Below are 23461 nucleotides of genomic sequence, written 5' to 3' on the forward strand. Positions count from 1 at the left end.
GAATTGATTTTAAAAATCAACAACAGAGAGATATAAAGTCCTTTTTACCGCTATATCGAGTCCCAACAATCACACTTAAACCCTGTAAACTGTGATTTTTTCACCAAGTTCTTTCATATCCTGCATGATACACTGAATTCATGAATAAGCACTTTAATTCCGGCCATAATATAAATGAATCTTTCTGGCACTTATAAAAACAGGCTGATTTATTTATAACAAATCATTTTAACTTTGTATTAATTGTATATTTTTTTCTGTTGAAATAGCATTATCCAGCTATTTTTCATTTTAAAAAACTCAAGCGTTCTATCTTGGAATACCTATAAAAATAAAAACCAACTCACCAACACTAGCGTGAGTTGTCAGGCGGTTAGATCATAAAGTTGATTCATGTTCAAGTTGGCGAACAAGTGGGATCACTTTTTTACCAAAGTATTCCAACTCTTCCTGAACATGCAGAAAGCCAAGCAACATCAAATTGACTCCCGCTTTTTTGTACTCAATGATCCTTTGAGCAATTTGCAATGGCGTACCAATAAGATTGGTTTTAAAACCATCATTATATTGAACAAGATCTTCTAACGTTGATTTTGCCCAGTTCCCCTCTTTTTCAGGTGATGCGTTTCCCGCGTTTTGTACTTCCGCCTGAAAGTTTTTCACCGCATTTACATTGCTATGCCGCAAAATGTCCTGCAATACCGCTTTGGCTTCCTGTTCACTATCACGGGCAATCGCAAAACCATTAACCCCAATTTTAACTTGATGATGATGCGACTGCGCCTTAAGGCGGATATCATCAATCTGTTTTTGTATATATTCGATACTGCCGCCATTAGTAAAATACCAATCAGAAACTCTTGCCGCCATATCTCTGGCCGCTCTGGAACTTCCTCCCTGAAAAATTTCCGGCAGTGGCTCAAGGGGCTTGGGATTTAAGGCATAGTCACGAAAACGATAAAAGTCACCCGCAAAATTGAAGACCGGCTGTGACCAGACCCCTTGCAAACAACGGATGAACTCTTCCGAACGCAAATAGCGTTCCTCATGATCCAGCCAACTTTCCCCAATAGCTTTAAATTCACCACGGAACCAACCACTCACGATATTGACCGCAATGCGTGCATCATGCAGCCTACTAATCGTTGCTATTTGTTTGGCTGCCAATGCGGGATTCCAAGGGCCAGGCAAAAGCGCGGCTATGACTTTCAGCCGTTTCGTCACTGACAATAAATCCTGAGAAAAAGTGACTGATTCATGTTGGTTTTCAGCACCATATCCCGCCGTAAAGCGAATCTGAGTTAATGCATAATCAAAACCGACATTTTCCGCCGTTTGAGCTAATTGGCGATTGTAGTGATGATCCCAATGAGTTCTCTGATTAATGTTGCTGATAACCAGCCCCCCTGAAACATTGGGAACCCAATAAGCAAACTTGATAGGGGAAGAATAGGACATCGTCATAGCACCTTTATTTAATTTATTCTTTAAGTTAAGGCTGCTCTTATCAAAAGATAATCAGTCAAGGATTTTATGGACTCCAATAATCTCCCCAACCGGCCCGGTATGGTTAAATCTGTTCTGCCGTTCGGATTCAGCTACCTGCTCACTGGCAATGTGATCATTGGCAGAAAATGGCATCACCAATTCGGCAAAGCGGTGAATGTCCTTCAGGTGAGGATAGCCGGACGGAATAAATTTCGTGCATCCCCAATGCGCGGTATTTCGTTATCCGTCCAGCAACTTGCTGCGGATTTCCTACCAAAGCCGTATCGGTTCCACTGCGAACTATCCCGTCTCCCTGATAACAAATATAACAACCAGATAAAAAAGCCCAATTACAAAAGTAATTGGGCATTAACATTATTTATAAACAATAATAATCAGAACCGACTACAGGCTATAACTATTTAAATTATTGGCTTCATTCATAGTTTTCTCTGAAATCACCAAAAATCAGCAGCTATCAATTTATTTAATTCTGCTTCCATGCCTGTTTTTCCAATTTCCCTTTAGCCATAGGCAACACATACATAAAATCATAAGCAGGCATATAAATATTTTTTAATTCCTGATCATTTTCAGCTATAATTCCGTTTATCATTTGGTTATATTCTTGCCCAGAAAAACAAAATGAAAAATCACTATTATTATAATAATTAACACTGGAAACGGTTTGAACAAATTTTTCAGACATATAAATAACTACTCAGATATATAACTAACTATTACCAAAAATATCAAAAAACAAAATTATCTTAACTTATTATCTAAAATCAACTCACGGCAAAAAAGACTTTTTACCACCGTACTACACCCTAACAATCACATCCCAACAATCAAACCCCGAACTATCACAGCCTTATGACATTATATTTAACTAGATGATCCCAACTTACTTTTTCTCACTAAATTTTCCACTAAAATTTAAAAAAAGCGCTGTCCATTTCTATAAAAATAGCGGTCAGTGAAGTAATGAAGTTATCATCTTATGTATTAAAAGTTAGTACAGAATCATGTGATTTCAAGTTGAAACTGTGTCATTTATAAATATTTACAAATAAGGAACAGTTTCAGGTGTAAATCTCTATTGATGCCGCTAACCTGATGTTTTCCTTTATCGGCCCGGATGTTTATGGCCTCCGATGATTTCTCCCACCGGCCCTGCATTGACAAATGAGCTCTGTATTTCCGCGGCGCCATTTTTTGTGTTGGCAGACTTACTATCAGCAAAAAGAGGCATCACCAGTTCCGCAAAATAGTGTGCTTCTTCGAGATGAGGATAGCCAGACAGAATAAACTTCGTGAATCCCAATGCACGATATTCTTTTATCCGATCAGCGACCTGTTGAGGATTGCCGACCAAAGCGGTTCCAGCCCCTGTGCGGACTAACCCTACCCCCGCCCATAAATTAGGCGCAATGCGCAAGGAATCCCGGGAACCATTATGCAATGAACGCATGCGCGACTGCCCGACGGAATCCAGCCGTGAAAGCATGCTTTGTGCGGAGGCAATAGTTTCATCGTCCAAATGTGAAATCAGCCGATCTGCCGCAGCCCATGCCTCTTCTTCCGTTTCCCTGACAATAACATGGAAGCGAATGCCATAGTCCAATTGCCGTGCATATGATGCGGACAGCTGGGAAACAACATCCAGCTTTTCCTGCACAAGCGAGAGAGGCTCCCCCCAACTGAGGTAGGTATCGATATATTTGGCGGTAATGTCATGGGCGGCATCGGATGAACCACCAAAGAACAGTTTCAGTTTATCCGGCTTAGCCAGCGGGAACAGGATTTCAGCATCTTCCACCTGAATGAATTCGCCTTTAAAAGTCACTTTCTCGCCTTTTATCAACGGCAGATAGACCTGTAAAAACTCTTCAGTCACTTTATAACGATCACTGTGGCTCAGAAAAATCCCATCCCCTTTATTTTCTACCGGATCGCCTCCTGTCACGATATTGATCAGCAAACGACCGGCTGACAACCGTTCCAGCGTGGCGGTCATGCGGGCTGCCAAGGTAGGTGGCTGCAAGCCCGGCCTCAAAGCCACCAGAAAACGCAAATTCTTGGTGATGGAAACCAGAGAGGATGCAACAACCCAAGCATCTTCACAGCTTTTACCTGTCGGTAATAAAACACCGTAGTATCCCAGACTGTCAGCAGCTAAAGCCATTTGTTGTAAGTAGGGTAAATTGATGGCTCTTCCACCAGTTGAAGACCCCAAATAACGACCATCACCATGAGAGGGTATAAACCAGAAGAATTTAATATCGTTGTCTTGTTCCATAATTCCACCACATAATTAAAATGACTGTAAATTGGGAAAAGTGCATATTCACTCGTAACTGAATAAAAAATCTTCTTGAAAGCAATGTTTTTTATTTTTCTCTAAACAGCACATGAGATTGAGCGATAATTTTCCCAGCAATAGATAATATTTTTTAAAAAATTAACAGAGAGAAAATTGATAATTATTTTTAACAGCCCGGTTTTCAACTTAATCTCGTAGGCTACCTGTTAATGTAGTTGCCAGTATAAAATAATCATCCATCAGCATAAAAAATCTTATAATTTCAATAAAGTCATACCACTATAGATAAGCGCACACTTTAAACAAGGAATTAAAAGTAATTATTAATTGCCATTTGTTATAAAAATCCCCATATGGCGATAATAATGCAATTAATTGAAATGGCCCATTATTGCGGGCTATTCAGAACAATGTTCCTCAGTAAAGCGGTTATTGATAGTAATAATTTATTCTATGAGATAGAAGCATATTACTGCATAACATAATTTATTCTAACACCCTGTATTGATTTGTAGACAGCAGAATAAACTGGCCAAAATGCAAAATTATTTCCTGATGTGATAGTGAATGATAGTCTTGTGTATAATATATTTCGTATTTTATTGTTGATTTTTGAATCTAAAAAAACAGAATATAACTTTACAATGATAAGATACTTTATTTGTAACAGTAGCGAATGCAATTGATGAATCCTGCTAATTCCTTATGTTGTAAGACGCCAGTAAATAATTTAGCTTTTTAAATCCATATTATTTAATAAGGTGAGGTTGCATATGATGGAAAAAGGAAAGTATGTAGAAGAAGTTAATGATGAAGTTACTGAATTTATCACATCACATACAGGATATGTTTCTTTTAAGAATGGGTGGGGTGAAGACATTTCCTCTCTAACTGTACGTCATCGTCGAAGTAATAACCCTAATGAAGAAGAAATAAAGGCTGTTTATAACATTCCTTCCGGAAAAGAAGTAGGTGTAATGAATTTTACATACGAAACAGGAGCCGGATCATCATTTGATTATTGGTGGATAAAATTCATCACAAATTCTGGGAAAGAATATCAAATAAAAGATAATTTTTATTGTAGCGTTTCTTCCAATGATGATGGTAATGTCAAATTGAGAATTGATGGGGCTGATAAAAAGCTATATGTCACTTTTTCGAATTCTAGCTCTTGTCAAGTTTCTATTTCTGCTAGTTAAGTGGCTTAGTTTCCCCATAATATATGTGAGGTGGCTACCTCACATATTATAATAGGTAATCGTTATGCTTAACATTATAAAAAACTCTAAAAAATTAGCAGGAACATCATATAATCGCTCCCCGAATAATCAGGATGCAGTTGGGCAAAGTAAAATCATATCAGGTATTCCCACTGCCAATAATAAATGTGTAGTTCAGTTCGGAATTTATAATAATTTATACTGGAATGGTAACAGTACTATTCGCGCTGCCAACAATTGTTATTCCTATGCCGTTAATATAAAAAGATTTTCAGGCAATAAATATAATTTTCCTCATCCGGGTTTTTGTCATATAGGCCGTAAACCAAAGAAGGATCAAGAGCTTATAGATGGTGTTAAAGCGGATGGACTGATACCTCTTGGAGAAAGCATAAATTGTCCACAAGGGAATAAAGACAACCCTGTGTGGTTAGTGGCTTTATATACTGGAATATTAACAACCGATAGCCCTGAAGGTGAAGAATGGGATTATCATTTTTATAGAAAAGTATGGACAGGAAATGGTAGCGATAAATTTTATTGGGGGCATAAACCAGGCTCAGAAGCAGTCACTCATGTAGACGTTAGTACTGATTATCCTCATGAGGATGCAAAAAGGCTTGGATATACTAATTTTATTGGCGCTTACCTTGTACCAAATATTACTATTTGTGGATTGTCGTACTGAAAGTGATTTTTTACTATCAATACAGTGATTACCAATAGCATTTTTACGCCATAACAACTTTTAATGAAGTTTGTCCGTAAGCCAGATAGCCCGCTATTGCGGGCCATCGTGTTAACGTTAATATCAAATAAAAATCCAGCCAACTGTTTTAAACTTTAGGCTAACTTGGATTTTCCATTTGTCGTATCAGACCATGCGGTCACGATAGTGGACTGAGTTTGGCTATCGAGTGAATCAATAAACCCGCTGTCTCCCATATCAGGCGCAAAGCCACTCATGGCCTGAACCAAGGAATCCACCGCATTGGCTGAGAGTGCCGTATATTCACGCTCTCCCTGTGCATCTTTATCACCCATTTGAGTAATGATATCCGCACGGTTGCCATTGAAGTAATCATTGAAAGTAACAGATCCCATTGCTTCAAACTGCCTTTGGGCCGAGCCGTCACTGATATTGCGGTGTGTCAGCAAGACCAAATCATAACCGCTGCGCTGGAACCACAGATTTTGCCAGTTGATGTCGTTGAACATAATCTTGTCGCCTTGCTTGATATCTTCAACCACGTTATCAATCACAGCGCCGCTGACGACATAACTATTCACGCCCGTGCCACCTTTAAAGCGGTTTTGATACCCGCCCAGCACGAACAAGTTATCCCCCGCACCGCCATTGAATTGGCTGAATTTGGATACCGTATCGGCAATCAGGTGATCGTTGCCTGTACCACCGTTGATGACTGCGTGATACCCCATCAGTTTGATGGCGTTATTACCCGCATTGCCGTCAATCCGGTTACCGTTGCCGAATACGGTGGCAAAATCGTTGCCTTCACCCAAATCAACCTGATTGTTGTTACCAATGGTCACAACGTAGTCTTGATCTTCTCCCGCTTCAATGCGGTTGAAATTGCCGGATGCCACGATGTAATCGCGTCCTTTGCCGCCATCAATCACCCCCCCTTCGCCGAAGGCAAAAACTTGGTCATTGCCGTCTCCCATGTAGGCGTAATTAATGCGTCCGGCCAGTACTGCGACATCATTGCCCGCGCCACCAAACATGATATTTTCACGCCCCATCAGGACGCCCACATCATCACCGTCACCTCCGGTGAAAATGTTTGACGTGCCGACAGAATAGAAGACATCATCACCTCGGCCGCCCCAGAAGTTGTTATTATCCCCCAGATAAGCGCCCAGATCTTTCCCGTCACCACCCCAGTTAAAGTTGTAGTTACCAAGGGAAACGTGAATATCGCCATCGCCTTGCAGGTGACCGCTATTGCGCAGGAAGTCGAAGGTTTTGTCCTGCATGTTCAGCAAATCCGCTGTCAGGTTATCTTTCAGGTTGGTCACCAAAGAGGCCATCTCCGTTTGTTTGTCCTGATTGAACAGGGTTGCAAACAGGTTCGGCAGGTTCAGCGAATTCAATCCAAAAGCACGTTCAGGCTGTGGCTCTTCTGCTCCCGAGCCAGACTTATCAATGGTGATAGTATTGTCAGGCACTGACTCATTCTGATTTTCATCAGGCGCTTTTGCTTTCAAACCGTGGCTTTCAGCAAACGATTTCACGCCATCGGCTCCCATATCCAATCCGGCTTTCAAACTCTCAAGCAGTTTTTCCGGATCGGTAAGGACCCGCAGTTGATCCCCGCTGAATTCACCAATGATCTCCAGCATTTCACGCACAATGGCAATACCATCAACCGGCTGGCCTGAACGGGAAACAATGCCGCCATTCGGGGTGTAATCCACGCCAAAAATATCCGCCAGTGTGGTATCTGTGCTGATGCCAGCCAGATTACCCAACAGTTTATTTTTGATCTGGCGCGGTAAATCCGTCGGGCTAAAGGTAAACGTGGTTTTCGCCATACCCGTGGCCGTATATTCCTGCGTCATCAGGCCGAACAGCGAACCCAAGTTGGTATCCAGAATCGATGGAATATTGTCACCGAACATAAAGTTCCAGTTACCGGTTGTGACCTGAATATCGGCACCCTGCCCGCCAACCGCGAAGTTGAAGGCCAGTTTTTCATTCGCCTGACGGAATTTATCCGCCCGGCTGACTTTACCCATCTCAGCGGTATTGCCGTTTCCGCCCAGCCATTGGTTGTATTTCTTGTTCAGTGTGCTTTCCAGATCATTTTTCAAGCCACGGCTGCTGCGCTCATGTTGAGAATCAAGCTCCGTCAGCGTGTTGTAATCCACACTGCTGCTCAAATCCAGGCCGGACAGATCACTGACATATTTCTTCGCACTTTCCAGCGTCCATTGCTGATTTTGTACCGTCAGCCAATCCGCTGAATCATACGATCCGGCGATGTTTTGCAAGACGCCGGAAATACGGGCAGCGCCATCAAATGGATTGACCAGCGGCGGGGTTGGGATGGATTTTTCCAGCATCACAATCAGATCGTTACTGCGCCCCAGATTGAAGCTGACATTGCGGTTGCCGACAAACAGTTGCGCACCTTCCAATGCCTGATATCCCGCAATATTGACACTGTGTTTGCTGTCACCGTTGCCGATGTGAACCATGACATTATTGTCTCCAAAGGCCAGAGACTTGAAGCCACCGGTGCCGACTTTGATGCCGACATTCGTGGTTCCCCAGTTGGCGGCGGTAAATTCACCATCACCCAGTTGCAGTTGAATATTGCCGGCATAACTCAATTGTTTGTTTGAGGCCGATGAAACGACGGTATTATCCGCATTGCTGTCATCACGCGGTTTCGGGGCATGGAATGTTTCCGCATTCGCCGCGATAGCGCCTGTGGCTTTTGCTTCAGCCTCTGCCTGCCCTACGCGAGACAAGGTGATGTCATTTTCAGAAATGCCCCGGCGAATATGCTCGGAATGGTTTTCCACTTCGCCTTTATCATTCCAGCCCAGCACGATTTTGTTATCCGTGAGTTTGTGAACCCACTGCTCCTGCGCGTCTTTTGTGTATTTGCGCCCAACACTGTCCACCGCAATGTCACTGCTGCGTGCCGATACGGTCGTGCGAATGCCTTGCCCATCCAGCGCTGAAATAAAGCGGCGGGCAAATCCATCTCGCTTGTCATCGCTTATCAGGGAACAGCCGACAAGGCTGATGTGATCAGGTGTACCAAGGGATTTGAAATCCGTACTGAACTGTTTAAGTCTCAGGGCCAATTCATCTGCACTGTAGCCACTTATGCGCGTGTAGTTTTTGCGCGTGTCATCGTGCATATCATGTTGTGCCGCCCCGTCACGCCCGTGCCCGACAATCTGCCAGCGCAATTTGCCGGACTGCAATTTGTCAGACAGCGCAGTCAAATCGCCATACACCACACGATACTGCCCATTGGCATCAAGCTGAACAATCACGCTGGAATCAGCATGTTTGCTTGCCAGATTCGCCGCTGCTTTTGCTGCAACCGGATCGTTTTCGGTCTGGAGAATGATTTGACCGTTAAAGCGGCTATCACTGCCTTCCGCTTGCGGCGTTACAGCAATGCGCTCCCACGATCCCACGTCTTGATTGCGCACAACGCGATTGATGCTGTTTGAAGCATCGTCGTTGAGCGGCATTTTTATCTCAGACGAACCCAGACCTGACACGATCTGTTCAGCATATTGATGCATCAACCGGCTGCTGGCTTCATGACCGTAGCGGGTTTGCTCACCGGATACCTGATAGCCATCCGCAATAAGTTTGGCACGCAGGGTTTCACCGGCATTGCCCAAACCTTCGTTATCGGTCAGCAACATAATCGGGGTCTGTTTCGCAATGCCTTGCAGGTTTTTCTCCACCGAGAACTGGCCATTGACCGCTTTCGCCAATATGCCTGTCAGCCCCGCAGGGTTTGGCACTTCATGGGCGGTAATCGCTTTGGTCATGCTCGGCATTGGTCTGTCGAGCAATAAACCCGACACCGCCTGACCATTTTGCTGCGCATAGCAGGCAAGATCGGCGGCAACCGCCCCACCCATGGAATAACCATGAATAATGATATTTGCTGGTTTGATACCACGATCATTGACCAAGTAATGGAACATGGTGCGGGCATCCTGATACAGACCTTTTTCGCTGGGATAACCATCACTGGAGCCGTAACCCCGCATGTTCACCGCCAGCATATCGATACCCTGTTTTTGATAGTGGCTCTGAATTACGCTGGATTGTTCTTCCGCTGATGAACCGGAGCCATGAATGAACAGAACCACCTTTTCCGTTGAGTTATGGCTACCTTCAGTCTCTTGCTCAGTGCCTTTTTGCCCAATACTTTTATAGTAATACCCTGTCAGGCGGCCAATTTCTCCTTTCAACGTGACTTTATCCGCTGTGCCGTCAGCCACTGTCGCATCCAAGATAATTTGGGTACTTTCATCCACTTTGCGGCGGTTTTCTTTAGCACCGTAAAGCTCATTGTTCAGGAATCGCGTCACTGGGTTAAACGGCTCACTGTCACGCGGAGGTGTACCGTCGTTGTCAATGGACACTTTTTCCAGCCAATTTTCCAGCAAATCGCCTTTTTTCTCGCTATCTCCCAACGCCAGCAATTCTTCATCAAAAAGGTGCTGCGGTTTCTTAGCGCTATGTTCAATCTGGGCTTCCTGTAAGGCCTGCCCCAAATTGAACAGTTCGGTTGGCGTCCAGACACCAAATTTCGGCCGCCATGCAGAACCAAGAACGTTATCCACCCCACCCGCTTTCAGAATGCGGGCCACAATGCTGGAGCAGTTATCTGTCAGCAATTGATAGCGGGCATCCGGATTCTGGCTGATTTTTTGCCATTCCATCTGCATCGCGCCCATATCCAATCCACTCAGATTAATGCGGAAAACGCGTCCCTGTTCTCCCTCACTGGCTTTGAAGTCTTGAATCTGGCCCAATTCATGTTCAGCAAACTGGCGGATCACATTAGTGATGCGTTTTTCGGTCAATTCTGGGGCTTGCTTCGCCGCCTTGCGCAGTGATTCAGCAAAATTTTTGCCCACTTCAAACATATCCATGTCGCCATCTTCCCACTGTTTCATAAACGGTCGGTAGATAGGCTCAGGGATGCCGGCAGATTGCAGGAGATGGGGATTCGCCAGTGCAGCCATGGCAAAGCCTTCACTGACTTCCTCGAATTTCGCATCAACGCCTTTGGCTACCTGAAGTTTTTCAAGGAATCGTTCCAGTTTTCGGGTGCCATTGTGTAAGCCAAAATTGTCCCCCTCTTCAGAAGCGACATCCTGTTTCAGTGACTCATTTTGAGACGCAGGCTGGCTGAGGTCACGCCAACGTATTCTGAGATCTGGATGCCGTTCAGAGGAAACGTTGAAAATACGGCCGGGGCTGGACGATTTGCTGCCTTTAGGCCACCAGCTAACGTAATTTTTCTCGTTAAAATCGCCCGCATCTTCTGCGCTTATCTGCACCCGGCCCTGACCAATTTGCAGTGCCGCATGCCCCAATCGGCTGTGATCACTGGGCTTCCAGACAAATAAAGTGGCGCTGATGGGTGACAATTGTTGTTCAATCGCTTGGTGGACTTTTTTCAAGCCGGAGACATCAATACCTTTTCCATCTTTCGCCAAATCACGGGGTTGCAGGTTTGCAAAAACCGTCTCTGCCACCGACTGACCATATTCTTTGGTCACGGCCGCTTTGAGCTGTTCAACAGCCTTTTCCGCGCTTTCTGCTTTCATGGCAATCTGGATATTTGCTTTGCCACGCGTGACAAAATTCCCTTGCTCATCAAGGTAGAGGTGTTTGGAGCCTTTAAGATTGGCGTTGCCCAATTTGCTGTACAGCTCACTGAAACTGCCTTTGCCCGCACTTTGCAGTGTTGGCTCTGCCAGTACCCGCGATTCTTCCATACGCACATTAATCTGCGACAGCAGGTTTTTCAGTGCAGGGATACGGGCCGAATCAGGATGCCCCAACAGATAGCCTTCAACTTGATGATGCAAATGGGTCAGCTTTTCTAGCGCTTCCAAGTCATAATCTTTGCTGTTTTGCAGAGTGCTTTCGTAATCTTTGAGCGCGTCCAGTACATTGCGGTAACTGTCACCCAGAATTTTGCCCTTAACGTACGCGGCTTCCTGCAATTCTCCCGCTGATATCAGGCTTGCTTCCGGCTTGTAGCTCCAGCTTCCGTCTATTTTTTCAGCCAGAATACGGGTACGCCCGTGATTGTGGGCAACAATGCGATCGTCCACCAAATGCAGAGATTCCGGCAGTTGGTCGTAGTTGTCATAGTTGGCAAGAATAAAACGCTCAACGGTTTTGATTTGAGCGCGATCATCCAAATCGTCCAGAATAATCGCCTTGAATTCATCATTGTCACTGCCCGGCCAAGGGCGGACTTCAAAGCCTTCATCATCCAACTGGCGCACCAGCAAATTGCGTTCTGTACGCAGCCCATAGAAAGGCAGTGCCTGATTGAGCAGGCTGTCTATGGCACTGGTTTTGATATCCAGATCAATCAGAGTATCCGCTTTGTATCCCGCAGGATTTAAGGCCAGCAGCCTTTCCTGTTCTGCAAAACTGAGGGAATCAAAACGCGCCTTGACGGAAACTCCTGCTTCTGTCAGACGGCGGCCAATGGCTTCCGGCGCTACACCTTGGTACTCTTTAGGCGCTTTGTCCAACAGGCGGATTTCACCTACCAATCCTTCTCGCTGCAATTGGCGCAATACCGGCAGCTCGACATTCCAGAAGTAGTTGCCGAGGCGCAATCCCCCTTCCGCAATGACATACACATCATCACGCGATCCCGTGGCATAGAGGGAACTCCAGAAACCAGTATTGCTGCGGGCAGAGGCATTAATCAACGACTGCAACGCTTTTTGCTCCGCAACATCAGAATCGAGAAATATTCCTCCCCAGCGCATCAGGGTTTTGTTCATCTCAATGGCAAATGCGTTGCCTTTTACATCGATGTCATAAACCACTTTTTTGCCATCAGGCTGGGCTGCGTCAAGGATATTGCGGTACTGTTTGAAGTTTCTGCCAGACCAGAACGATACGATGCTTTTATCGCCGTGAACCGGTTCAAAGCTGTAGCCATAATGCTCAAGTTTGGCAACGAATTCGACCCGCTTGTCCCAGTCATAATCGATGGTGGCATCAACGAACAGTTTCGCCAGTGAAGCGGCCTGATCTTTCGAGATGCTGTTTTCCGTGCCATTCAAGTAACCTTCAACAAAAGTCACCATTTTTTGTCTGAGATGCTCAGGGATGTCGGCATCAACACGCTCAAACCCCGGCACCGGGATATATTTCTCGGTGGCAACGTCGTTATCACTGTCCAGCCAGCGGTAAACCTCCGCGACTTTCTGCGCCCGAATGGCTGCACCAGATTCAGTGCCAGTTTGATCCGCTGAATCCGCCGAAGCAAACCCTTCCCCCAGCGCCTGCAATCCGGTGAGATCCAGCCCTGAGATTTGCGGAGTTTCTCTGCCGATTTCAGTCGATGAAGGCGCGATATTGCTGACAGGCGGATACACCTGTGTTTCGTGACCGGCAGAAATCAGAGACGATCCCGTTGAGGCTTTTTCCGTCCGCATTTTTGCCCGCACGCCTGCATTGATCTGCAAACGATTCAACGCAGCTTTTGCCTCGTTGAGTTCATCTAAATCTTCATCGATGAATTGCAATTCCGCACTAAATCCGCTGTCAGTCTGCGCGGGAAGTTCGACATTCGCATCAAGACCTGAATCCCTATCAAGATCCGGATTGCGACTGCCAGTCAGCGCCTTGCCTGATAAGCCACTGCCCTGAGCCCCTGTCCGGTTGGGTTTATAGTTGGCGTCAAGTTTGGCGCCCTGTGCATTGTCCTGCACCTGAGCGGTTTTGCTGTTTGCCGCAGAAACGTCTTGCTGACCACGTTGTTCTGCTTGTTGCACTGCCGCATTGCTGTCACGCTTTGCCTGCTCGGCCTTGTGCATTTGGCTGATAGCTTCCTGCTCACTGAGTTCCGCAGAAGCCCGTGCTTTATCAATATCCTGCTCAATATTCTGGCGGTGCTGCTCGCTGTTGAGGACACCCGTTTCTGCTTGGTCTACCGCTTCTTTAATATCGTTCAGGCGGCCTGCGGCGGCTTGTTGTGAATCGGCAAGCTGCTTTTGTGCGGTTTCACTTGCATTATCCAATTGGGTCTGGACGCGCGTCAGGAACCCGTCCGCATACTGATTGCGCCACTGTGCACCTGATGTTCCGTTGTGCGCCCCATAACTGTCCAGCACATCCAATCCTTTGGCTTTCGCCATCAGTTCATCGGTGACTGACCGGGCTTCTTGCGCTATGGCATCGCGCTGGGATTGTCCGTTCGCATTCAGCGCATCCAAATCGGTATTTTCCAGTTGTGCCTGAGTGGCAGAAACGGCAGCCAGTTGTTTCTCTTTTTCTTGTTCCAGACACTGGCGATCGGCTTCCGCCCGTGCTTGATCCTGCAAGGCATTCTGTGCTGCTTTATCCTGCTTCACAGTATCAGCAATGTGGCTTTCTGTGCGTTCGGAGGTTGCCACGACGTTATCCAGAACATAACCCAATCCATCATTCAGCCCGATCCCGGAAAACGCCAGCCGGTTGCTGCCAGCCTTGGCCGTTAACGTCAGGGTGTGGTTTTGCCATTCAGCGCGGCCATTGGCGGCGGCAAAAACCACTTCTCCATTCCACCAGACCTCCAGCCCGTTATCCGCAGAACTGCCGGCACGTCGAGCAAAATCGAACTGAACAACAATTTCTTCGCCCGCAATCAGATCCTTCATATCCTGATAAAGATGAGTGTTGCCGTTAACATCAAGCTCACTGACGCGCTCACCATGCCCTTCAGCACTTAGCCCGTATGCCTTAGCGGAATGGTTGGCTTCAATGCCATTGGTGTACATCCATCCCTCAGCCCCTTTTTCAAAATCGCCATTGACGATTAAGTTACGTGACGAGTTTGAATTCAGGCGCTTTTCATTGCCCAGCGTGTTTTCAATGCCGTCAGTATTTGGCGCCTGAACCTCCGATACCGTGCCTTTCAGGTCATTTTGCAAATCAGATGTGACCTGATCCATTTCGGTCAGTTTAAAGCCATCCAATGAAGCAATTTCAGCCAGATCAATGGCACCACGCCCTTTATGGTTGCCTGAAGTACTGGCTTCAACACCATTCACCAGATAATTAATGCCCTGACTGCCCACACTGCCAAGCAGCGTCTGCTTCACGTTATCAAACAAGGCACCCAGCTTATTGCTTTCGGTGTTGCTTTCTGCCACCGCAAGGCTGTAAAAATCGCCGTTACCCACCTGAATTGCTACGTTGTTGCGGGCATAAGAGGCGTTGATATTTAGACCATCGCCCACACGGATATTGGCATTGCCCTTGCCTTTCATGACAGAAACATTCAGGCCATCACCAACGCGGGTGTTGACGTTGAGTTTTCCCCAAGCCACGTTGACTGAAACACCATCACCGACTTTGGTATTGATGTTCAAATCGCCGTGAACGGCAGTTACGCTCAAACCATCGCCCACGGTAGTCGTAATATTGCCTTTGCCCTTGGCGGCGGTGATTTGCATACCGTCACCCACTTTGGTGACAATATTACCCTGACTCCACAGTGCGTTGAGGCCGTCCCCGTCACCGATTTGGGTCACAATATTGGCGTCACCTTTGGCAAGTACCGTATTGCGGCCATTACCCACTTTGGTGATGATATTGGCTTTACCCCAAGCCCCGATGTAATCATCGCCATTGCCCACATGCGTAATGATGTTGGCTTGCCCCTGAACGACCGTGATTTCCTGCCCGTCGCCGATTTTGGTGATGATATTGGCTTCACCTTTGGCAAAGTTATAGCGATCGCCATCACCGTAATGGGTTAACACATTGGCTTTGCCCCAAACGGCATTGATCCCTGAGCCATTGCCCACTTTGGTGATGAGGTTAGCTTCGCCTTTGGCGAACCCAACAGTTGTGCCATCGCCCATGTGGGTCATAATGTTGCCGATTTTTGAGATCAGTAAACCGACAGCCGTTCCATCGCCGACTTTGGTCAGAATATTGCCTTGACCGGACAGCAAGGCAGCCGTCGTGCCATCACCGATATGGGTGATAACATTGGCTTCAGAGGCGGCGATAACGCCCATGAAATCATTGCCGACTTTCGTGACAATGTTGGCTTTGCCCAATGCCAGCACACCCGTCAGACCCTCACCAACGTGAGTCATGATATTGGCTTTGCCAAACATGGCGGCCAGCGTGGTTCCGTCACCCACTTTTGTCATGACGTTAGCTGTACCGGCAAATAAGCCAATGCTGGTGCCTTTTCCGACGTGGGTGTAAATATTGGCCTTGCCTGCCATCAGAGCGGCTGTCAGGCCATCGCCGACTTTGGTCAGGATATTGGCCCCGCCAATCATGGCAGCAAAGGTAGAGCCATGACCAATCTGGGTGAAGATATTGCCTTTGCCAATCATGGCAGACAACCCGTCTCCGTTGCCGATTTTGGTCGCGATATTGCCTTTGGCGATCATCAGGGCAACGCTGGTGCCATTACCAATATGGGTGTACACGTTGCCAAATGCCAGCATCAAGGCCAGCGCATCACCATTGCCGACTTTGGTGAAGATATTGCCCGCACCGCCCATTAGCGCCCAAGCGTTTCCATCCCCTACATGAGTGAAAATATTGCCGGCACCTATCATGGCCGCGATCGTTGTTCCATCCCCCACTTTAGTGAAGATATTACCTGCCGCGCCCATAACGCCCAGTGTTTGGCCGTTCCCCACGTGAGTCAGGATATTCCCCAGACCCAGCATAATGCCGGTGGTATCGCCATTGCCGACTTTGGTCAGGATATTCGCGCCACCTAGCAGGGTTCCGGTGGTTTTGCCATCGCCGACATGGGTCAGTACATTCGCGCCACCGCCCATGATGGCCTGCACATTCCCCTTACCTTTCTTGGTCAGGATATTGGCGCCGCCCAAGGCGATTGCGGAAGTATCCGAGGAGCGGGAGCCAGAATCGGAAGGTACGGCGTCACGGCTGATATGAGTAATAATATTGGCACCGCCAAACATGGCGGATTCCAGATGGCCGTTCCCCATTTTGGTCAGGACATTGGCCCCACCCGCCAATATGGAAGCAACATTGCCTTCCCCCATCTGGGTCAGGGCATTGGCTCCGCCGATGCCAGACCAGACCGCATCACCATTGCCGATTTGAGTATGGGTATTGAAACCGCCACCCATAGTGACACGGCTGTCGCCATTTCCTTTGTGAACGGAGATATTGCCGACAGCCAGCAGATGGGCCAGATAACGGCCATCACCAACGCGAACCAATATGTTGGCAGCCCCGCCGGCATTGATATCCATATCACCGCGCAACCCTTGGTGCAGCAGGACATTGGTGATTCCGGCACCATTAAATTTCAGGTTACCTTCTTTGCCTTTTTTGATGATGACGTTTGCACCACCCGCCCCCTTGAATTCGGTGTTACCGAACTTGGAGCTGTGCTCAATGATATTGGCAATACCGGCACCATCAAAATACACATTCCCGCGGGTGACGTTGGATTTTATGACATTACCGCCACCCGCCCCTTCATAGCGAACGTCGCCGGAACTGTCTTCGCCACTCGTTGCAGGCTTGAATAAATCTGAGTCTTGGTATTCGTGCATGCCAGCCACGCGGGCAAAAGAGGAACGCACGGTATTGGCACTGTAATGAAGATCGCTCAGCGAATAGCTGCCGGTTCCCATATAGTGATAACCGTTGGCTGCGGAAATAGATTCATTGGCTATATCTGCCGTGTGATCCCCCTCCTTGTACCAAGGGCGGGCGATATATTGCAATATGCCTGTTTTTGGATCGTTTCTCAGTTCAACCACAATCACTTTTGTGTATTCACCCAGTTGCTTGGCATACACATAAGTGTTTGGCAGGCGGTTGGATTTTACCGCGTTAACATCGACGGTTGTTCCGTCCCGGTAAATCGCGTATCCCCCCATTTTGGCAGCTGACAGAGTGATATCTGACGCATCAATTTTGATGCCACCGCCATACGTTACCCAATCGTTTTCCGTCAGGGTGCTCTCAACGGCATGGAGCGTGACAGATTGCCGGCGCTCAACGGTCAGGTTTGACAGGGTATAAGCGCCATCAATATCAACCCCCACAAAGCCCGCCTGCGCCGAGATATCCTGCTTTCCAAGGTTCGGCAGCTGATTGCCCTCTTTATACCAAGAAGTAGTGTAATATTTCAGCCGGCCTGTTTCCGGATCATTGCGAAGCTGGACTTTATTGATTTTGGTGTACATATCGTCTGCAAATGCAAACAGATAAGTATTCGGCTCCCGTTCTGACTTGATGCCGATTACCTGATGATTGCTGCCAATCCACGTCCCGCTCATGGTGGCATTTTTCAGGATAATTTCTTCAGCGTTGGCATATTCCATCCCTTCGCCGCTGAGATCGTCGTCAGTGCCTTTGCGCGTAATTTGGTTGTAACCGCCCGCACCTGAAAAGTGGATATCACCGTGTGTTACATCCGAGTATAGGCTGTTATAAGCACCCGCCCCGGCAAACCGGATACTCCCGCGCTCACCTTTGCGTGAGAAACCGTTGTAACCAGACACACCCGAGTAGTTGATATCACCGTTGGCTCCCGTGTGATCGATACTCAATCCACCGGCAGCACCTGCAAATTCTATTGTCCCGTTATGGGTTTTGTTGATGGAGGTATACCCAGAACCGCCCTTTACTGTCAGGGAGCCGCTGGTATCATTGATATTCAGATACCCCGCACCGCCGACGACCGTATCGTGTCCCCACGTTGTATTTACTGTTGCCCCGATAGACCCCACAACAATGTAATCATTGCCACCATAGGCGTTAATAACACCGCCCACACCGATGGCATGTATTGTGTTTCCATCGTTATCATCTTCATATTTACCGGTAAAGAAATATTCCGTACTACGGTTGGATGATTTCCCCATAGATAATCCTGGTGTTGACCGAAAAATTAAACCGTAAACCACTGTACCCGGCGGATACAGCGGTCATTGTGCTCATCCAGAATTCCCCTGACCGTGCAGGCTTTTTGTCCTTTCCATGCAGCAAACACCCGACGACGGAGGTCGTGGGCGATAGCGCGGGCATGTCCAAAAGGCGCAATCATTTCTGGAAAAAAGATATGTTGGCCCGAACGCCAATCTTCCGGTGATATTTCTCGCTCACCGGCAAGGATTGCATCCCGGCTGTCATCAGACAAAAAAGCCCAATTGCAGAAAGCAACTGGGCGTTTATATTCATCTTCGTAATAGCAAAACTGATTGAGCTGAAATGCTGGCAAAATACGTTGTTGCCATTCTGCAACCAGATAGCGCCGATGTAATGGGGAATGCTGACAAAGCAGCATAACCCCGCCCATCATTGCCTGTATTTCAGTTGTATTCAGTGCTGCTGATTGATGTTTAATCATCATGAGTTAGCAACAATCTGAGAATTTAACGGGTATTATTTGGATTTTTCAGTGCTGCGTGTTGCTCGTTTTTTGGGTTCAGCCGCTTGTGCTTCTGCATCCACCCCATTTTCATTGATTTCTGGCGCGGGTAAAAAACCGGCGGCAATCAATTTATTGAGCTCTGCTTCCATTCTTGGGTCTTCAAGCATGCTTTTCACCATAGAAACCATATACATAAAACCCGAAGCAGGCATATGGACGACTTGCTTTAATTGTAATTCCTGATCGTTCTCTGCCAGTACACCATTTGCCATCTTATTGGGATCTTGACCAACGAAATAGAGTGAGAAAACGCCTTTGTTATAATTAACGCTTGAAATGGTTTGAACGAACTTTTCAGACATATTACGATCCATTTAATTATCCATTAAATAATTGTTAGATTAATGTTGATGTTGCATTAAATTAAAATGATTAAATCATTAATGGTTCTTGTATTTATTACACTGCCATTTATGATTTAACCATGTGGTTAGATAGATTTGAATTAGGTGAAACTGAGCCGAATGTAAAATGGCAAATAAAATATACCCGAGTAAATTAGGTGAATTATCGGTTAGTTTGAGCAAAAAATATATCCATTCAGGTGATAAAATCAATATATAAATGGAAAAATGTCTGTTTAGACGCTACATTTTGTCCTAATTACCAACCTTCATATGCTCATTGATAACAGATAATATATCACATTGGATTTAATGCACTTATTTAAAAGCACATAATTCTTATAAGGCTACTTTCTTAATCAGGGTTTATTTTGGTAAAAATAGATTTAATTTAATGAATAAAATAGAAAAGACAATAATATCATTAATAAAATTAATAATAATGATATCTAATAAAGAGCATTCCCCTAGCATCAACAAAATCTTAAGCGATAGTGATGATTATAGTTCAGCTTTGGACAGGCTGAAAAAAGAATGCAATATTAAAATAAACAATAAATACTCTACAAATAAGAAGTTAGATTCCATTCCATTACCTGCAATTTTATTTACCAATGAAGGAAAACCTTTCATTTTGGCAAAATATGATGAGCAACGGGTATTAATCCAAAATCCGCATCAAGAGGCACCTGAAATATTGGATAAAGCGGAATTTATCAATGCATGGAGTGGTCGGTGGATAAAAATAAAACAAAACAGCAGCCGGTTTAATATTCGCTGGTTCATACCTGAGTTTGTCAGGCAAAAGAAAAATCTGACAGAAATTCTGCTGTTTTCGTTTGTGTTGCAGATACTGGCCCTGATTTCTCCTCTGGTGGTGCAGGTTGTCATGGACAAGGTGCTTGTCCATCAGGCATTTTCCACACTGGATGTGCTGATTTTTGGTTTGATCATCGCAGGGTTGGTTGAAGTCCTCTTGCGGGGCCTGCGGGAATATCAATATGCCCATACCGCCAACCGGATTGATATCAAGCTGGGATTGAAGCTGGTTCAACACCTGTTCGGCCTGCCGTTGCTGTTTTTCAAATCCCGTCAGGTGGGAGCGATAGTCACGCGGGTACGGGAACTGGAAACCGTGCGGGAGTTTTTAACCGGCTCCATGTTCACATTATGCATTGATGTGTTGTTCATGTTTGTTTTCATTTACGTCATGAGCCAGTTATCTGGTGTTTTGACCCTGACTTTTCTGCTTTCCATACCCGCTTATGCCCTGCTTGCTTGGTGGGTTACGCCGAAAATTGAACGGGCAGTGGAAAAACAGTTTACCCACGCGGCGCTGAACACCTCTTTTCTGACAGAAACTGTTTCGGGTGCCGAAACATTGAAAAGTCTCGCGGCGGAACCCCGTTTTATTCGCCGCTGGGACAGCCAGACTGAAAAAATGGTCAGCACCAGTTACACCGTGCAGCAATGGGATAATCGTTCCAGCCATCTGGTGATGTTATTGCAGAAAGTGACCAGTGCCGTGATTATCTGGCTGGGTGCCTCTGAGGTTCTTTCCCTCCACATGACCATCGGTCAATTGATTGCTTTCAATATGATGGTAAGCCATACCCAACAGCCTTTGGCTAAGCTGGTACAGCTTTGGGGGCAGTTTATCCGTTCACGTATCGCCATCGATAAACTGGGGGATATGTTGAATCTGCCTACAGAACAGCAATCAGGCAATGTGCAAGTGGCATTGCAGGGTGCCGTTTCATTCACCGATGTTGTCTTTCGCTATCAACCTGATTTACCTCCTGCCATCAACCATTTCACGCTGGATATTCGGCCAGGTGAAACTGTGGGCATTGTCGGTACGTCCGGTTCAGGAAAAAGCACCCTGGCCCGTTTATTGTTGCGGCTTTATACCCCGGAACATGGAACCATCATGCTGGATGGCACTCCTTTGCAACAGTTTGATATCGAATCCATCAGACAGCAGGTAGGCATCGTGTTGCAGGAAAATTTCCTGTTCAACAAGACCGTGCATGAGAATTTATCCCAGTCATGCCCTGACGCGCCATTGTCCGCTGTCATTGAAGCGGCAAAACTGGCCGGAGCCCACGATTTCATTCTTAAACTGCCGATGGGATATGACACCGTGATCGCAGAAGGCGGGCAATCTTTGTCTGGCGGGCAGCGCCAACGTTTGGCGATTGCCAGAACCTTGTTGTCAGATCCCCGAATTCTGATCCTTGATGAAGCCACCAGCGCACTGGACGATGAGTCACAGGCCATTATTCAATCCAACATGGCAAGCATTGCCCAAGGCAGAACTGTTATCACTATCGCGCACCGGTTATCCACCATACGCCAGTGTGACCGTATCATCGTGTTGCACCAAGGCCAAATCATTGAACAAGGCAGTCATGACCAGCTTCTCCAACAGGGAAAACACTATCGGAAACTCTGGCTGCTGCAACAGGAACTAAAACAAGAACAGGGACCTTTCCATGCTTAAGAATGTTTTTATGCCTAAGGCGATGTTACGCAAAGGGATGAAACGGCTGCGTATCCGTACCCCTTCTCCCGATTATGATTTTTTGCCAATGCACTTGGCGCTGTCACAACGCCCGCCTTCACCGTTTGCCCGCTATACCGCCATTACCCTGAGCATAGGGATTCTGGTCGCCCTGCTCTGGGCTTGTCTGGGAAAATTAGACGTACAGGCCACCGCAACCGGGCGCCTGATTGCTTCTGGACGCTCCCAGATTATTCAGGCTTACGAGCAAAGCCGCATCATTGCCATTCATGTCGGCAATGGGCAGCATGTTGAAAAAGGAGCCCCATTGCTGACACTCCATACGCTGGGCGTCAATCAGGATATTGCCCGTTTGATCGAGCAACGTGACTATCTGACGGAAGAAGAGATCCGCTATCAGGCCCTGCTCGGAAAACATGACCCCAGCACCCTGCCTCTTTTCCAACAGCAGCCCGAGGCCAAGCAGAACAAGATCCTGACCCATTACCACCATGAAAAGCATGAGTTCGACTCAATCATTACCAATATCTACGCTGAAATGGAAGTTAACCTCACTTCCCAAAAAGCCAAGAACAACGATATTCGCTCACTGATTAATCTGCGAGAAAATATCAACAAGCGTTTACAGGCGCGAAAAACCCTGAGCCAAAAACAGGTCATCAGTAAAGTCGAATATTTGGAACAAGAAAAAGAGCTGCTGGAAACTGAACGGCTGCTCAACCAGCAAAAATCTGAGCTGGGGATTTTACTGGCTCAATACAAAAGTCTGGAAGAGCGTTTGAAGGGTCTGAAAGTGCAAAAAGAGCGGGAGTGGTTTGAAAAAAGAAAACAGGCAAATATGCAATTGGCGGTGCTGAAACAGGAAATTTCCAAAGTTCAGGAGCGGGAAGAGCTGGAAATCGTGCGTTCCCCGGTTACCGGCACCATTCAACAATTGAGCGTCCATACCCTTGGCGCGGTTTTGCAGCCCGCGCAAAATTTAATGGTGATTGTGCCGGATAATCAGGTTCAACTGGCTGAAATTCAGATCCTGAACAAAGATGTTGGGTTTGTCCGCCCCGGCCAGCAAGTTACCGTTAAAGTTGATGCGTTCCCCTACACCCGCTATGGCACGATTGAAGGGACATTGCTCAGCATTTCACGGGATTCCACCACCGATGAGCGCTTAGGCCTTGTATTTCCGGCTCAAATCAGCCTCAGACAGAACAATATCGTGGTCGATGGGAAACCCGTTGAGATTACCGCCGGTATGTCCATCGTCGCAGAAATCAAGACCGACCAACGCCGGGTCATTGATTACCTGCTCAGTCCGATTCAGGAATATCAATCTGAAGCCTTGAGGGAAAAATAAT

At 46.6% G+C, this 23461-nt stretch carries 11 protein-coding genes; 5 read left to right on the forward strand and 6 right to left on the reverse strand.

Translation table 11 applies throughout. The features are described from left to right. Positions 1 to 378: 378 nt before the first annotated feature. Entirely contained in the window at positions 379 to 1458 is a 1080-nt protein-coding gene (gene sfnG / locus FE392_RS10600) for a dimethylsulfone monooxygenase SfnG (RefSeq protein ID WP_319930190.1), read from the reverse strand. A 75-nt stretch (positions 1459 to 1533) separates the two neighbouring features. On the opposite strand from sfnG, the gene FE392_RS22150 reads away from it, so the two are divergent. Next, on the forward strand, positions 1534 to 1914 hold the full coding sequence (locus tag FE392_RS22150) for a hypothetical protein (RefSeq protein ID WP_439153478.1): 381 nt from the start codon (positions 1534 to 1536) through the stop codon (positions 1912 to 1914). A 61-nt stretch (positions 1915 to 1975) separates the two neighbouring features. Here the strand turns inward: FE392_RS22150 and FE392_RS10610 are convergent, their stop codons facing one another. After that, on the reverse strand, positions 1976 to 2197 hold the full coding sequence (locus FE392_RS10610; RefSeq protein WP_319930191.1) for a hypothetical protein: 222 nt from the start codon (positions 2195 to 2197) through the stop codon (positions 1976 to 1978). 420 nt (positions 2198 to 2617) lie between these two features. After that, complete coding sequence (ssuD, locus tag FE392_RS10615) at positions 2618 to 3790, reverse strand: FMNH2-dependent alkanesulfonate monooxygenase (protein WP_319930192.1); 1173 nt, start codon at positions 3788 to 3790, stop codon at positions 2618 to 2620. A 797-nt stretch (positions 3791 to 4587) separates the two neighbouring features. Here ssuD and FE392_RS10620 point away from each other — a divergent pair. Next, positions 4588 to 5016 carry a hypothetical protein gene (locus FE392_RS10620; RefSeq protein ID WP_319930193.1) on the forward strand — a complete coding sequence of 143 codons (429 nt, stop codon included), beginning with the start codon at positions 4588 to 4590 and terminating at the stop codon, positions 5014 to 5016. 64 nt (positions 5017 to 5080) lie between these two features. Next, positions 5081 to 5725, forward strand: a complete 645-nt coding sequence (locus FE392_RS10625; protein ID WP_319930194.1) for a hypothetical protein — start codon at positions 5081 to 5083, stop codon at positions 5723 to 5725. A 155-nt stretch (positions 5726 to 5880) separates the two neighbouring features. Here the strand turns inward: FE392_RS10625 and rtxA are convergent, their stop codons facing one another. The 3 genes from rtxA to rtxH are packed head-to-tail and all read right to left on the reverse strand — an operon-like array spanning position 5881 to position 19543. Then, positions 5881 to 18672, reverse strand: coding sequence for an MARTX multifunctional-autoprocessing repeats-in-toxin holotoxin RtxA (gene rtxA / locus FE392_RS10630; RefSeq protein ID WP_319930195.1), 12792 nt, complete (start codon positions 18670 to 18672; stop codon positions 5881 to 5883). A gap of 26 nt (positions 18673 to 18698) precedes the next feature. Then, a complete protein-coding gene (gene rtxC / locus FE392_RS10635; RefSeq protein ID WP_319930196.1) occupies positions 18699 to 19160 on the reverse strand; it encodes an RTX toxin-activating lysine-acyltransferase RtxC in 462 nt (153 codons plus the stop codon). Between the two features lie 32 nt (positions 19161 to 19192). Next, complete coding sequence (gene rtxH, locus FE392_RS10640) at positions 19193 to 19543, reverse strand: protein RtxH (RefSeq protein WP_319930197.1); 351 nt, start codon at positions 19541 to 19543, stop codon at positions 19193 to 19195. Positions 19544 to 19979: 436 nt separating this feature from the next. On the opposite strand from rtxH, the gene FE392_RS10645 reads away from it, so the two are divergent. Next, complete coding sequence (locus FE392_RS10645) at positions 19980 to 22088, forward strand: peptidase domain-containing ABC transporter (protein ID WP_319930198.1); 2109 nt, start codon at positions 19980 to 19982, stop codon at positions 22086 to 22088. 22 nt (positions 22089 to 22110) lie between these two features. Further along, the gene (locus FE392_RS10650; protein ID WP_439153479.1) at positions 22111 to 23460 is read left to right on the forward strand and encodes an HlyD family type I secretion periplasmic adaptor subunit; all 1350 of its coding nucleotides are present in this window, start codon (positions 22111 to 22113) and stop codon (positions 23458 to 23460) included. The last annotated feature ends 1 nt before the right edge of the window (position 23461 follow it).

The organism is Xenorhabdus santafensis, assembly GCF_033949405.1.
Classification (GTDB): Bacteria; Pseudomonadota; Gammaproteobacteria; order Enterobacterales; family Enterobacteriaceae; genus Xenorhabdus; species Xenorhabdus santafensis.